This is a genomic window from Amycolatopsis sp. NPDC088138 (assembly GCF_044741685.1).
Lineage (GTDB): Bacteria > Actinomycetota > Actinomycetes > Mycobacteriales > Pseudonocardiaceae > Amycolatopsis.
Map to the genome: position 1 here is coordinate 781,004 of NZ_JBIUTB010000004.1, position 14,427 is coordinate 795,430.

Annotated in this window: 11 protein-coding genes; 9 read left to right on the forward strand and 2 right to left on the reverse strand. The window is 72.3% G+C overall.

All coding sequences use genetic code 11. The annotated features are described in order from the left end of the window. The first annotated feature begins 92 nt into the window (after nt 1-92). From ACIOD2_RS24360 to ACIOD2_RS24370, 3 genes are read left to right on the forward strand one after another with little or no spacing between them, the layout of a single operon-like run. The gene (locus ACIOD2_RS24360; protein ID WP_323331817.1) at nt 93-623 is read left to right on the forward strand and encodes a gamma carbonic anhydrase family protein; all 531 of its coding nucleotides are present in this window, start codon (nt 93-95) and stop codon (nt 621-623) included. 30 nt (nt 624-653) lie between these two features. Further along, complete coding sequence (locus tag ACIOD2_RS24365; protein ID WP_400542061.1) at nt 654-1,331, forward strand: uracil-DNA glycosylase; 678 nt, start codon at nt 654-656, stop codon at nt 1,329-1,331. A 57-nt stretch (nt 1,332-1,388) separates the two neighbouring features. After that, nucleotides 1,389-2,159 (forward strand): alpha/beta fold hydrolase, encoded by a 771-nt coding sequence (locus ACIOD2_RS24370; protein WP_400542068.1) that lies wholly within the window; start codon nt 1,389-1,391, stop codon nt 2,157-2,159. 133 nt (nt 2,160-2,292) lie between these two features. Here the strand turns inward: ACIOD2_RS24370 and rpmB are convergent, their stop codons facing one another. Beyond that, nucleotides 2,293-2,484 (reverse strand): 50S ribosomal protein L28, encoded by a 192-nt coding sequence (rpmB, locus tag ACIOD2_RS24375; RefSeq protein WP_247062089.1) that lies wholly within the window; start codon nt 2,482-2,484, stop codon nt 2,293-2,295. A gap of 135 nt (nt 2,485-2,619) precedes the next feature. On the opposite strand from rpmB, the gene ACIOD2_RS24380 reads away from it, so the two are divergent. From ACIOD2_RS24380 to ACIOD2_RS24390, 3 genes are all read left to right on the forward strand, one after another. Further along, nucleotides 2,620-4,194, forward strand: coding sequence for a DAK2 domain-containing protein (locus tag ACIOD2_RS24380; RefSeq protein ID WP_400542073.1), 1,575 nt, complete (start codon nt 2,620-2,622; stop codon nt 4,192-4,194). Between the two features lie 2 nt (nt 4,195-4,196). Then, nucleotides 4,197-6,350: an ATP-dependent DNA helicase RecG gene (recG, locus tag ACIOD2_RS24385; RefSeq protein ID WP_400542076.1), complete on the forward strand. Its 2,154-nt coding sequence runs from the start codon at nt 4,197-4,199 to the stop codon at nt 6,348-6,350. Nucleotides 6,351-6,584: 234 nt separating this feature from the next. Further along, complete coding sequence (locus ACIOD2_RS24390; protein ID WP_400542079.1) at nt 6,585-6,740, forward strand: hypothetical protein; 156 nt, start codon at nt 6,585-6,587, stop codon at nt 6,738-6,740. Here the strand turns inward: ACIOD2_RS24390 and ACIOD2_RS24395 are convergent. Continuing rightward, nucleotides 6,721-7,329, reverse strand: coding sequence for a TetR/AcrR family transcriptional regulator (locus tag ACIOD2_RS24395; RefSeq protein WP_400542082.1), 609 nt, complete (start codon nt 7,327-7,329; stop codon nt 6,721-6,723). The two genes, ACIOD2_RS24390 and ACIOD2_RS24395, sit on opposite strands and share 20 nt — an antisense overlap. Before the next feature lie 136 nt (nt 7,330-7,465). Here ACIOD2_RS24395 and ACIOD2_RS24400 point away from each other — a divergent pair, with 136 nt between their 5' ends. The 3 genes from ACIOD2_RS24400 to ACIOD2_RS24410 all read left to right on the forward strand — a co-directional run bounded on the left by ACIOD2_RS24400 (nt 7,466) and on the right by ACIOD2_RS24410 (nt 14,418). Then, complete coding sequence (locus tag ACIOD2_RS24400) at nt 7,466-9,958, forward strand: caspase family protein (protein ID WP_400542085.1); 2,493 nt, start codon at nt 7,466-7,468, stop codon at nt 9,956-9,958. 37 nt (nt 9,959-9,995) lie between these two features. Then, entirely contained in the window at nt 9,996-10,907 is a 912-nt protein-coding gene (locus ACIOD2_RS24405) for a S8 family peptidase (RefSeq protein WP_400542088.1), read from the forward strand. Nucleotides 10,908-11,040: 133 nt separating this feature from the next. Then, nucleotides 11,041-14,418 carry a pyruvate carboxylase gene (locus tag ACIOD2_RS24410; protein ID WP_400542091.1) on the forward strand — a complete coding sequence of 1,126 codons (3,378 nt, stop codon included), beginning with the start codon at nt 11,041-11,043 and terminating at the stop codon, nt 14,416-14,418. Nucleotides 14,419-14,427: the final 9 nt, after the last annotated feature.

Consider the following 14,427-nt stretch of genomic DNA (forward strand, 5'->3'; position numbering starts at 1 on the left):
GGCCCTTGAGCGACACGCAACCGGTCCTACGAAAGCCATCGGCCGTGGCTGTAGTCGGATTGGCAACGAACGACACAGCACCGGGAGGCGGCATGCCGATCTACGCGCTCGGTTCGCTCGAACCGACGATCCACCCCGACGCCTACGTCCACCCGGACGCGACGGTCATCGGCGATGTCCGGATCGCGGCCCACGCGTCGGTGTGGCCGCAGACCGTGTTGCGCGGCGACCACGGGTACATCGAGATCGGCGAGCGCTCCAACGTCCAGGACGGCTGCGTCGTGCACTGCACCGAGCGGCACCCGACGATCCTCGGGCCGTCGTCCGCGGTCGGGCACGCGGTGCACATCGAGGGCGCGACGATCGGCACCGGCTGCCTGATCGCGTCCGGTTCGGTGGTGCTCAACGGCACGGTCGTCGAGGACGGCGGCATGGTCGGCGCCGGCGCGGTGCTGTCGTACGGCTCGTACGTGAAGACCGGTGAGATCGCGCTCGGCGTGCCCGGGAAGACGCGGGAGAACACGTCGTTCAGCGCGGAGAACATCGCGCTCGTGGTGGATTCGTACGTCGAGCGGGGCAAGCGGTTCCGCGCCGAGCTGCGGCGGCTCGACCCGCGCGAGTGACGGCGGCCACGGCCGGTAAGCTCGCCGCCCGTGACCGGACGCCCGTTGCAGGAAATCGTCGAGGCAGGCTGGGCCGAGGCCCTCGAACCGGTGGCGCCGCAGGTCGCCGCGATGGGGGAGTTCCTCCGCGCGGAGATCGCCGCCGGCCGGACCTACCTCCCGGCGGGTGAGCACGTGCTGCGAGCGTTCAAGCAGCCGTTCCACGACGTCCGGGTGCTGATCGTCGGCCAGGACCCGTACCCGACGCCGGGGCACGCGGTGGGCCTGAGCTTCTCGGTGGCGCCGGACGTCCGGCCGATCCCGAAGAGCCTGGTCAACATCTACAAGGAGTACGCCGAGGACCTCGGCCACCCGCTGCCGGCCAACGGGGATCTGACGCCGTGGGCCGACCAGGGTGTCCTGCTGCTCAACAGGGCGCTGACGGTGCAGCCGGGCAAGTCGAACTCGCACCAGGGCAAGGGCTGGGAAGACGTCACCGAGCAGGCGATCAAGGCCCTCGCGGCCCGGTCGGAGCCGATGGTGGCGATCCTCTGGGGCCGCAACGCCCGCAACCTGCGCCCGATGCTCGGCGAGGTGCCGTGCATCGAGTCCGCGCACCCGAGCCCGCTCTCGGCGCACAACGGTTTCTTCGGGTCGCGCCCGTTCAGCCGGGCGAACCAGCTGCTGGAACAGCAGGGCGCGGCGCCGGTCGACTGGAAGCTCCCGTAGGTTCGGTGTCCGGATCGGGGTGACGGCTCCGACCAGGGGGAAACCTTTGGAGGAGAAATGAACGTCACATCGGCCGACGGCACGTCCATCGCTTTCGACCAGCGCGGCACGGGAGCGCCGATCATCCTGGTCGGGGGCGCGTTCAACGACCGGACGACGGTCGGCGGCCTGGCCGAGGTTCTTGCTGCGGACTTCACGACCATCGCGTACGACCGGCGAGGCCGTGGGGACAGCGGGGACACCCCGCCGTACGCGATGGAGCGGGAGATCGAGGACATCGCGGCGCTGATTCTCGAGGCCGGGGGCTCGGCGTCGGTCTTCGGGCACTCGTCGGGCGCGGTGCTGGCTTTGGAGGCGGCCGCTGCGGGCCTGCCGATCGAGAAGCTGGTGGCGTACGAGCCGCCGTACGCGCCCGATTCGGACCAGCGCGACGACGTCACGGAGAAGGTGCGCGCGCAGATCGCGGCGGGCGACCGCGACGCCGCGGCGGCGACGTTCCTCGAGGTCGCGGGCACCCCGCCGCAGGTGATCGAGGGGATGAAGCACGCCCCGGTGTGGGGGTGGTTCACGTCCCTGGCGCACACGCTCCCGTACGACCTGGCGATCTGCGGCCCGGGCGCCCGCCCGCGCAAGGACAACCTGGCCCGCATCACGGCCCCGACACTGGTCATCGGCGGCGGCGCGAGCCCGGAGAAGCTGCAGACGGGAGCCCGCATCGCGGCGTCGTCGGTGCCGGGCGCTCGCCACGAGACGTTGGACGGGCAGGACCACGGGGTGCTGCAGCACCCGGAATCCCTGCGCGACCTGCTGGTGGAGTTCTACAAGTAGCCCGCAAGTCCGTGAAGGCCACATCAAGGGACTCAGAGTCCCTCGATGTGGCCTTCACGGACCACGGCTGTCCGGGCGCACAAAAATGGCGGGTGCTCCGGAGAGCACCCGCCATTTCCGAACTCTTCTCGCCTCAGCCGCGAACGACCTTGCCCGCCTTGATGCACGAGGTGCACACGTTCAGGCGCTTGCGCTGGGAAATACCCACCTTGGCGTGAACGGTCTGGATGTTCGGGTTCCACCGGCGGTTGGTACGCCGGTGGGAGTGCGAGACCGACTTGCCGAAGCCGGGTCCCTTGCCACAGACGTCGCACACGGCAGCCACGTCGAACTCCTTTGGATCTGGGTCATAGAGATGAGCCCAGATGCACTGGGCAACTCGACCATAGTAACCAGTGGCCCAGCCGGGTTCCGCACGGGGTCGATACGCTCGCCCCGGGAACGACGAGGAGGTCACGGGGTGCGGGTGCTGGACGCGGCGGCGGTGTCGGCCTGGGCTGCGGGTTGTGTGCACAGCCTGGCGAGCCTGCGGCCGGCCATCGACGGGATCAACGTCTACCCCGTGGCGGACTCCGACACCGGCTCCAACATGCTCTTCACGATGACCGGCGCGGTCGCCGAGCTCAAGACCGCCGCGCCGGAAACCGCCGCCGGCGCGCTGAAGGTCCTCGCGCGCGGAGCCGTCGCCTCGGCGCGCGGCAACTCCGGCGTGATCCTCTCCCAGGTCGTGCGCGGCCTGGCCGACCAGGCCGAGGGCGAGCTGGACGGGCCCTGGCTGGCCAAGGCGCTGGGGCACGCCGACGAGGTCGCCACCGGGGCCGTGAGCCGCCCGGTCGCCGGGACCATCCTGACCGTCCTGCACTCGGTCGCCCTCGCCGTCCGCGGGGAGACGAGCCCGCTCGGCGAAGTCGCGCGAACCGCCGCGAAGGAGGCCGCGCACGCGCTCGAGAAGACACCTCTGCAGCTGCCCGCGCTGGCCAAGGCCGGGGTCGTCGACGCCGGGGCCCGCGGGCTCGTAGCCGTGCTGGACGCCCTGGTCGAGGTGCTGACCGGCACCACCGTCGAGCACGACCACGCGCTCCAAGCGCCCCTCGAGGAAGAACAGCCCTACGCCTGGGAGGTCATGTACCTGCTCGACGGCGTCCCCGAAGACAGCCTGCCGACCCTGCGCAAGGAGCTGAGCGGCCTCGGCGACAGCGTCACGGTGGCCGGCGACGGCGCGGGCAGCCACGCCGTGCACGTCCACTGCGCCGACATCGGCGCCGCCATCGAGGCCGGGCTCACCCTCGGGCGCCCGCGCCGGATCCGCGTCGAGCCGCTGCTCACGCCGACGCCGATCGAGCCGGGCGGCGGGATCGACCGGACCGTCGTCGCCGTCGTGCACGGTCGCGGGCTGGCGGAGGTGCTGCGCGCCGAGAGCATCCCGGTCCTCGAGGTGCCCGAGGGCGCCGCGCCGAGCGTCGAGGACATGATCGGCCTGCTCAACGAGGCCGCCGGCCGGCACGTGACGGTGCTGCCCGGCGGCGTCGCGCTGACCACGGCGGCCGACACCGCGGCGGGCCACGCGATGGCCGCCGACCGGGACGTCGTGGTCATCCCGTGCACGTCCCCGGTGCAGGTGCTCGCGGCGCTGGCCGTGCACGACGCCGGGCGCCGCACCAACGACGACGTCGTCGCGATGGCCGAGGCGGCCGCCGCGACCAGGCGTGGCGAACTGCGGATCGCGCAGGAGGAGTCGCTAACCTGGGTGGGCCGGGCCCAGTCCGGGGACGTGGTCGGCCTGGTCGACGACGAGGTGGTGCTCATCGAGCCCGCCCCGGCGTCGGAGACCAACCTCGTCGCGGCGGCGATGAAGGTGCTGAACCGGATGCTGGCGCTGGGCGGGGAACTGGTGACGGTGCTGAGCGGGGCCGCGGCGCCGCCCGGGGTCGCCGAAGAGCTCGCGGAGCAGCTGCGGCTCGAGCACCCCGAGGTGGAGCTGGCCGGGTACGCGGGCGGGCAGGCGGACGCCGTGCTGCTGATGGGAGTCGAATAGCGATGGCCGGACTGCGCGACAAGCTGCCGTTGCTGCTGGGCGCCAAGACGGCGAAGGCGCTCGCCACGGCCCTGGACATCGAGACCGTCAGCGACCTGCTTCGCCACTACCCGCGCCGTTACGCCGAGCGCGGTGAGCTCACCGACATCGCCGGGCTCGAGCTCGGCGAGCACGCGACCGTGCTGGCGCGTGTCGAAAAGGTGAGCAAGCGCCGGATGAAGTCCCGCAACGGGACCATCCTGGACATGGTGATCACCGACGGGAAGCGCCGGCTCACGTGTGCGTTCTTCAACCAGGCCTGGCGCGAGAAGGACCTGGTGCCCGGCAAGTCCGGCCTGTTCGCCGGCAAGGTTTCGGCGTTCCGCGACACGCTGCAGCTGACCAACCCCGAGTACGAGCTGTTCGAGGCCGACCGCGAAGCCGAGGCCATGGACGACTTCCTGGCCGCCATCATCCCGGTGTACCCGGCGGCGCAGGGCATGCCGACGTGGTCGATCGCCAAGTGCGTGCGCCAGGTGCTCGACGTCCTCGAGGTCGACGAGGACCCGATGCCGGCGGAGCTGCGGCGGCTGCACCGCCTGGGGGACCTCGAAAACGCGCTGCGCGGCATCCACCGCCCCGAGAACTGGGCGCACCTGGAGGCGTCGAAGAAGCGGCTCAAGTGGGATGAAGCCATGGCCGTGCAGCTGATCTTCGCGCAGCGCCGCCATTCCGCGATCTCCCGGCCGGCGAAACCGAACTCGCACGTGGACGGCGGGATCATGGACGCCTTCGACAAGCGGCTGCCGTTCGACCTCACCGCGGGCCAGCGCGGCATCGGCGACGAGATCGCCGCCGACCTGTCCACGGAGCACCCGATGAACCGGCTGCTGCAGGGTGAGGTCGGGTCGGGCAAGACGATCGTCGCGCTGCGGGCGATGCTGCAGGTGGTCGACAACGGGCGGCAGGCCGCGATGCTGGCGCCGACCGAGGTGCTCGCCGCGCAGCACGCGCGTTCGCTGCGCGAAATGCTCGGCGACCTGGCGCAGGCCGGCGAACTGGGCGCGGCCGAGAAGGCCACGCGCGTCACGCTGCTCACCGGGTCGATGGGCGCCAAGGAACGCAAGAAAGCCTTGCTGGAGGCCATGAGCGGCGAAGCGGGCATCATCGTCGGCACGCACGCGCTGATCCAGGAGACCGTGCAGTTCGCCGACCTCGGCCTGGCCGTCGTCGACGAGCAGCACCGCTTCGGCGTCGAACAGCGCGACGCGCTGCGCACCCGGGGCAGCGAGGGCACCAGCCCGCACGTGCTGGTGATGACCGCGACGCCGATCCCGCGCACGGTCGCCATGACCGTCTACGGCGACCTGGAGATCTCCGCGCTGCGCGAGATGCCGGTCGGCCGCTCGCCGATCAGCACGACGGTCGTCCCGGTGGCGGAGAAACCGGCGTGGATGGAGCGCGTCTGGCAGCGCGTGACCGAAGAGGTGTCCAAGGGGCACCAGGCCTACATCGTGTGCCCGCGGATCGGCGACGAGCCGCCGTCGGACAAGAGCGACAAGCGGCCGCCGGTCGCCGTCCTCGAGATCGCGCCGCAACTGGTGGAGGGGCCGCTCAAGGGGTTGCGCATCGCCGCGCTGCACGGCCGGATGCCCGCGGACGACAAGGACGCCGTGATGCGGGCCTTCGCCGCGGGGGAGCTGGACGTGCTCGTGGCCACCACCGTGATCGAGGTCGGCGTCAACGTGCCGAACTCGACGGCGATGGTGATCATGGACGCCGACCGGTTCGGCATCAGCCAGCTGCACCAGCTGCGCGGCCGGGTCGGCCGGGGCAGCGTGCCGGGGCTGTGCCTGCTGGTCACGGAGGCCCTCGACGGCACGACGACCCGCGAGCGCCTGGCGGCGGTCGAGTCGACCACGGACGGCTTCGAGCTGTCCCGCCTCGACCTGGAGCTGCGCCGCGAAGGTGACATCCTCGGCGCCGCCCAGTCGGGCAAGCGGTCCGGGCTGAAGCTGCTTTCGCTGCTGCAGGACGAAGACGTGATCGCCGAGTCGCGCAAGCGCGCGCAGGAGATCGTGACGGAGGACCCGGAGCTGACGAAGTTCCCGGGGCTGGCGCGCATGGTCGCCGACGTGGTCGACGTCGAACGCGCGGAGTACCTGGAGAAGAGCTGACCGCCGTCCGCTCTGCCACCGTCGCCGACGCGCCCGCGATCGCCGAGGTCGACGTGGCGTCGTGGCGGGTGGCGTCGTGGTCCCGCCGCATCGGCGGGAACGTCGGCCGGGTGCTGGTCGCCGAGGACGACGGCACCGTCGCCGGATTCGCCAACGAGCGGGCGAAGGCCTTCAGGGCTGACCGCCATCCGTTCCGCCACGGTCGCCGACGCTCCCGCGATAGGCGAGGTCCACGTGGCGTCCTGGCGGGCGGCGTCGTGGTCCCGCCGCATCGGCGGGAACGTCGGCCGAGTGCTGGTCACCGAGGACGAAGGCGCCACCCAGGCCGAGACGGTCGACGAAGGCCGCGTCACGCTGGAGGAGCTGCGGTTCAGGCGTCCGCTGCCGTGAAGACCCCGGCTTTCGCGGCGGCCGCGGCCGCCGCGGCGGCGACACTCGCGTCCCTCGGCGACACGCCTTCGCGGGAGACGAACAGGCGGTAGAAGACCGGTCCGCACGCCACGCGCACCACCTCGACGGCGTCCGTGTCCGCCGGGACCTCGCCGCGTGCGACGGCTCGCTCGACGATCGCCGCCGAGCGGGCGTGGCGGTCGACGTAGAACTCCTGCAGGGCGTCGGCGGCCCGGGGCGAGAGGAACGCGGCCGAAATCGACGCGATCGGGAGCTCGCGCAGGCCCGGCTCGGTGAAGAAGTGCACCAGCTCCAGGTTGACCTCGCGCAGGTCGCCTTCGAGGGAGCCGGTGTCCGGCGCCGTCCACTCCTGCTCGGTGCCCATCAGCAGCGCCGCCGCGACGAGGCCTTCGGCGGATTCCCAGCGGCGGTACAGCGTCGTCTTGTGCACGCCGGAGCGTTCGGCCACGGCCTCGACGGTCAGCTCCGCGTACCCGCGCTCGCCGAGCAGCTCGAGCGTCGCGTCCAGGGCGGCGCGGCGGGTCCGCTCGGTGCGGCCACCCGGGCGCTGTGTGCCGACGGTCTCCAAGTGCCACTCCCGTTGCGTTAGTACCGCCCAGTATGCCCGCCCGAAAGGGCAGGAACCATTCACGGGACGGCCGTGCGGTACGTGTGCCCGTTCGGTCGCTTGCCGTAACGCCGTCCGGGAGCGTTTCCTGCCTGGTATGGCGGGGCGGAGGCGGGCGCTGATCGTCGCGAACGGCGAGTACGACAACGCGGGGCTGCAGCGGCTGGGCTCGCCCGCGGCGGACGCGGACGCCCTCGCCGGCGTGCTGTCCGACCGTGCGATCAGTGACTTCGACGTCCGGGTGGTGCGCAACGAAACCGCGCACGTGGTGCAGGCGGAGGTCGAGGACCTCTGCGCCGAGGGCCGCCCCGACGACGTCCTCCTGCTGCACTTTTCCTGCCACGGCTTGAAGGACGACTCGGGCCAGCTGTTCTTCGCCGCCCGCAACACCCGCCCGGACCGCCTCCGGTCGACGGCCGTGCCCGCGCACTTCGTCCAGCAGTGCCTGCGGCAGAGCCGTTCGCGCAGTGTCGTGCTGCTGCTGGACTGCTGTTACGGCGGGGCGTTCGGGCAGGGCGTGGCGGTGCGCGCGTCGGGGGACGCGAACGTCCTGGACAGCTTCCGCGGCGGCCGCGGCCGCGCGGTGATCACGGCGTCGAACTCGATCGAGTACGCCTTCGAGGGCGCCCGCCTGGCCGAAGGCGGCGTGGCCCAGCCGTCGGTGTTCACGTCGGCGCTGGTGGAGGGCCTGCGCACGGGCGAAGCCGACCGTGACGAGGACGGCTGGATCGCACTGGGCGAGCTGTACGAGTACCTGTTCGACCGCGTCCGCGAGCGCAACCCGAAGCAGACGCCGAGCCGCGACATCGAGATGCAGGGCGAGCTGTACCTGGCCCGCAGCCGGCGCCGCCGCATCAAGCCGTCCCCGATCCCGGCGGACCTGGCGGCCGCGATCGAGGCGGAGAACCCGTTCACGCGCCTGGGCGCGGTGGCGGAGCTGCGGCGCCGCTTGACCAGCTCGAACCTCGAGGTCGCGGTGGGGGCGTTCGAGGCGCTGAAGGTGATGTCGTCGACGGACGTCCAGCACGTCGCGGAGGCGGCGGAGGACGCCCGTGCGGACGCGGCGATCCGTGCGGACGTCGAGGCGCTGCGCTTCGAAGACGACGTGCCGGTGCGGCGGATCCGCCTGCTGGGCCCGCCCGTGGCGCGGGCGTGTCAGTTCGAGCCGTCCCACGACTGGATGGAGATCCGCGAGACCCCGGAGGGCGCCGAGGTCACGGTGACCCGGACGGCGGAGGCCCGGCAGGGCAAGGTGGTGGTGAGCGGCCCGACCGGCGAGTCGGTGATCGTGGTGGAAGCAGCGGCTGTGGCGGAGGAGCCGGCGGCTGTGCGAAGTCCCGAGGTCGACGAGCCGCTTGCGGTGCCCGAGGTCTGGCCGCCGTGGGGCCGGTTCGATGCGGCGCCCGCGATCGGCTCGCCGGCCGAGCCGGTGACCGGGTCCGGGGTCGCGGCGGGGGCTCCGCCGTCGGCCGAAGGCACCGAGGTCGACGAGCCGGCTGGGACGCCGGAAGGCCGGCCTGATGCGGCGCCCGCGAGCGGCTCGCGGGCCGAGCCGGTGACCGGGTCCGGGGTCGCGGCGGGGGCTCCGCCGTCGGCCGAAGGCACCGAGGTCGACGAGCCGGTGGGGACGCCGGAAGTCCGGCCTGATGCGGCGCCCGCGACCGAGCCGGAGAGCGTGGCCGTTGCCGAGTCACCAGCCGCGTGGAGCGACGGCGACCGGCCGGTCGAGATGCCGGATGCGGCGCCCGCGATCGTGCCGGCAGGGGAGCCGGTCGCCGAACTCGCCCTGCCGGATGCCGGAACCCCTGAGCGTGAGCCCCCGGTTCCTGGAGCGGCGCGCGCCCCGTCCGGCGCCGGTTTCGGGTTGCTCTGCCTGGCCGGCGGGGTGCTTGCCCTGGTGGCCATGGCCTTCGAGTTCCACTACTCGCTCGGCGGTAGCAGCCGGACTCTCGCGGGCGCCCAGCCCGGGTTCGAGTGGTACGTGTGGGTTCTCGGGGTCTCGGCGATCGTCGCCGGTGCGCTGCCGGTGCTGCGGGCCGGCGCGGGGTGGGTCGCGGGAGTCGGGGCCGCCGCGGTCGGGGGCCTGGGCACCGTCGTCGTGATCGAGAACGGCTATCTCACCGACGGCGGCCGGCACCTGGGCGCCGGCTTCGGGTTTCTCTTCGCCGGGCTGCTCGCCGTGGCCGCCGCCGGGGTGGGCGTGGTGTGGCTCGTCCGGGGCGAGCTGCACCACCGGCGTCCCGGCCGGACCGCGTGGACGGCGCTGGCCCTCGGCCTGTTCGGCGGGTCGCCGGTGATCGTGCATTTCGCGATCCTGGCCGGGGACGAGGGCTCGTCCGCCGCCGCGGTCTTGGGCTTCCTGACCTTCGCCGTCCCGGTCGGCGCCACCCTGTTCGTCCCACCGCGCTTCGGGGGCCAGGCGCTGGTGGGGTGGGCCCTCGGTGACGCGGCGGTGGCGGCCGCGGTCGTGCTGGCCGCGAGCGACGGCAACTACGCGAACATCGTCCCGCTGGGCCTGGAACTGCTGGTGATCGTCGTGGCGGGGGTACTCCTGATCCGCCGGAATCAGCCGAACGGGCGACACTCCTGAGTTGTCGCCGCTCCCGCCCGCGGGTACCACGCTGATCATGAGGTTACGCAGTGCTCTCGCAGCAGCGGTCGTGGTCGTGCTCGCCGGACAAGCGACGGCGAGCGCCGCCGGTGGGGTGCAGCAGGCAGCCCCCAGCTGGGGGCTGGACCGGATCGACCAGCGGGCCGGGCTCGACCACGCCTACCGCTACCCCGACGACGCTTCCGGCGTCACGGTCTACGTGATCGACAGCGGGGTCGACGCGAACCACCCCGACTTCCAGGGCCGGGTCGCGCCCGGGCGGGACTTCCTGAGCGGGGGCACCGACACCGCCGACACCAACGGCCACGGCACCCGGCTCGCCGGGATCGCCGCCGGCAAGGACTACGGCGTCGCGAAGGGCGCGCAGATCGTGCCCGTGCGGGTGCTCGACAAGGACGGCGGTGGCGCGACCGACCAGATCGTCGCCGGGATCGACTGGGTCGCGCAGAACGCCCGGCAGCCCGCGGTCGCCGTGCTCGGCATCGGCGGGGTGCCGAACGACCAGCTCGACGCGGCCGTGAAGCGGCTGGCCGTGGTGCTGCCGATCGCCGTCCCGGCCGGGAGCGAGACGGCGGACGCGAGCGGCTTCTCCCCGGGCCGGGTGCCCGAGGCGCTGACCGTCGGGGCGAGCGACAACCAGGACCACCCGGACAAGGCGTCGAACTTCGGCCAGGACGTCGACCTGTACGCGCCGGGCGTGGACGTTCCGGGCCCGATCGCCGGCGGCGCGACCGCGGGACCGGAGTCCGGCACGTCGATGGCCGCGGCGTTCGCGGCCGGAGCGGCGGCGGTCTACCTGGCCCAGCACCCCGGCTCGACGCCCGCGCAGGTGGACCAGGCCCTCGTCCAGGCGGCGACGCCGGACGCGCTCAAGGGGGTTCCGGAGGGGACGGCCAACCGCCTGCTCTACGTGCCGTCCGGATCCTGACCAGGTGCCCACCAGGGCCGACCGGTCAATCGTCTGGTCCGCATGACGTCCATCACCTGGTACTCAACTCCCGCCCAGCGGGAAAAACCGGGTAACGTGCGCTGACTACCGATCCATACGGGAAGGACCGGGCATGTTCCGCAAGGTGCTGGTGGCCAACCGCGGCGAGATCGCCATCCGCGCGTTCCGCGCCGGCTTCGAACTGGGCGCGGGCACGGTCGCCGTGTTCCCCCACGAAGACCGCAACTCGCTGCACCGGCTGAAGGCCGACGAGGCGTACGAGATCGGCGAACCCGGTCACCCCGTGCGCGCCTACCTCTCGGTCGACGAGATCGTCGCCGCGGCCAAGAAGGCCGGGGCCGACGCCGTCTACCCGGGTTACGGCTTCCTGTCGGAGAACCCCGACCTCGCGCGTGCGTGCGAGGAGGAGGGGATCACCTTCGTCGGGCCGAGCGCCGACATCCTCGAGCTCACCGGCAACAAGGCCCGCGCGGTCAAGGCCGCGCGCGAGGCCGGCGTACCGGTGCTCGGCTCGTCCGAGCCCTCCAGCGACATCGACGCGCTGGTCGCGGCGGCCGACGAGCTGGGCTTCCCGGTGTTCGTCAAGGCCGTCGCCGGTGGTGGCGGGCGCGGCATGCGCCGCGTCCTGGAGCCGGCCCAGCTGCGCGAGTCCATCGAGGCCGCCGCGCGCGAGGCCGAGTCCGCCTTCGGCGACCCGACGGTGTTCCTCGAGAAGGCCGTCGTCGAGCCGCGGCACATCGAGGTGCAGATCCTCGCCGACGGCGCGGGCAACATCATCCACCTCTACGAGCGCGACTGCTCCGTGCAGCGGCGCCACCAGAAGGTCGTCGAGCTGGCCCCGGCGCCGAACCTCGACCCCGAGCTGCGCGACCGGATCTGCGCGGACGCCGTGAAGTTCGCGAAGCAGATCGGCTACCGCAACGCCGGCACCGTCGAGTTCCTGCTCGACAAGCAGGGCAACCACGTCTTCATCGAGATGAACCCGCGCATCCAGGTCGAGCACACGGTCACCGAAGAGGTCACCGACGTCGACCTCGTGCAGTCGCAGCTGCGGATCGCCGCCGGCGAGACCCTCGATGACCTGGGCCTCTCCCAGGACAAGATCTACCTGCGCGGCGCCGCGCTGCAGTGCCGCATCACCACCGAAGACCCGGCCAACGGCTTCCGCCCGGACACCGGGATGATCTCCGCCTACCGCTCGCCGGGCGGCTCCGGCATCCGGCTCGACGGCGGCACCGCCTTCTCCGGCACCGAGATCAGCGCGCACTTCGACTCGCTGCTGGTGAAGCTCACCTGCCGCGGCCGCGACTTCAAGACCGCCGTCGGCCGCGCGCGCCGCGCCGTGGCCGAGTTCCGGATCCGCGGTGTGGCCACGAACATCCCGTTCCTGCAGGCCGTGCTCGACGACCCGGACTTCCGCGCCGGGCGCGTCACGACGTCGTTCATCGAGGAGCGCCCGCACCTGCTCACCGCGCGGCACTCCGCCGACCGCGGCACGCGGCTGCTGACCTATCTCGCCGACCAGACGGTCAACAAGCCGCACGGCGAGCGGCCGAAGACGCCGGACGCCACGCTCAAGCTGCCGAAGCTCGCGAAGGACGCCCAGCCGCCCGCCGGTTCGAAGCAGAAGCTCGTCGAGCTGGGCCCGGGCGGGTTCGCGGACTGGCTGCGGAAGTCGCCGCACGTCGGCGTCACCGACACGACGTTCCGCGACGCGCACCAGTCGCTGCTCGCCACCCGCGTCCGCACGAAGGACCTGCTGGCCGTGGCGCCGGTCGTCGCGAACACCGTGCCGCAGCTGCTGTCCCTGGAGTGCTGGGGCGGCGCGACCTACGACGTCGCGCTGCGGTTCCTCGCCGAGGACCCGTGGGAGCGGCTCGCCGCGCTGCGCGAGGCCGTGCCCAACATCTGCCTGCAGATGCTGCTGCGCGGGCGCAACACCGTCGGCTACACGCCGTACCCGACCGAGGTCACCAACGCCTTCGTCGAAGAGGCCACGAAGACCGGCATCGACATCTTCCGGATCTTCGACGCGCTCAACGACGTCGAGCAGATGCGCCCGGCCATCGAAGCCGTGCGCGAGACCGGCTCCGCCGTCGCCGAGGTGGCGCTCTGCTACACCTCGGACCTGTCGGACCCGGGGGAGAAGCTCTACACGCTCGACTACTACCTCAAGCTGGCCGAGCAGATCGTCGGTGCCGGGGCGCACGTCCTGGCGATCAAGGACATGGCCGGGCTGCTGCGCGCGCCCGCGGCGACCCGGCTGGTCACCGCGCTGCGCAAGGAGTTCGACCTGCCGGTCCACATCCACACCCACGACACCGCGGGCGGCCAGCTGGCCACCTACCTCGCGGCGATCAACGCGGGCGCGGACGCCGTCGACGGCGCGGTGTCGTCGATGGCGGGCACGACGTCGCAGCCGTCGCTGTCGTCGATCGTGGCGGCCACCGACCACTCCGACCGCACCACCGGGCTGAGCCTGGACGCGATCGGCGAGCTGGAGCCGTACTGGGAGAGCGTGCGCAAGATCTACGCGCCGTTCGAGGCCGGGCTGGCCTCGCCCACCGGGCGCGTCTACCACCACGAGATCCCGGGCGGGCAGCTGTCGAACCTGCGCACGCAGGCCATCGCGCTGGGGCTGGGCGACCGGTTCGAGGACATCGAGGCGATGTACGCCGCGGCCGACAAGATCCTCGGCCACCTCGTGAAGGTGACGCCGTCGTCGAAGGTCGTCGGCGACCTCGCGCTGCACCTGGTCGGCGCGGGCGTCTCCCCGGCGGACTTCGAGGCGGAGCCGAACAAGTTCGACATCCCCGACTCGGTGATCGGCTTCCTGCGCGGCGAGCTCGGCGACCCGCCGGGCGGCTGGCCGGAGCCGTTCCGCACCAAGGCCCTCGAGGGCCGCGCGGCGGCGAAGCCGGTAGCCGAACTGTCCGAAGAGGACCGTTCGGCGCTGGCTTCGGAGCCGCGGCGGGCGCTCAACCGGCTGCTGTTCCCCGGGCCCACCAAGGAGTTCGAGGCGCACCGCGAGGCCTACGGCGACACGTCGGTGCTGCCCACCAAGGACTTCTTCTACGGGCTGCGCCCGGGGGAGGAGTACCAGGTCGACCTCGAGCAGGGCGTGCGGCTGATCATCGAGCTGGAGGCGATCGGCGAGGCCGACGAACGCGGCCTGCGCACGGTGATGTCGACGCTCAACGGCCAGCTGCGCCCGATCCAGATCCGCGACCACTCGATCGCCTCGGACATCCCGGCGACCGAGAAGGCGGAGAAGGGCAACCCGAAGCAGGTCGCGGCGCCGTTCGCCGGCGTGGTGACGCTGCAGGTCAACGAGGGTGACACGGTCGAGTCCGGCGCCACGGTCGCGACGATCGAGGCGATGAAGATGGAGGCGTCGATCACGGCGTCCGCGGGCGGCAAGGTGTCGCGTCGCGCGATCAACGCCGTCCAGCAGGTCGAAGGCGGCGATCTCCTGCTCGTCCTGGAGTGATCCCGCTAA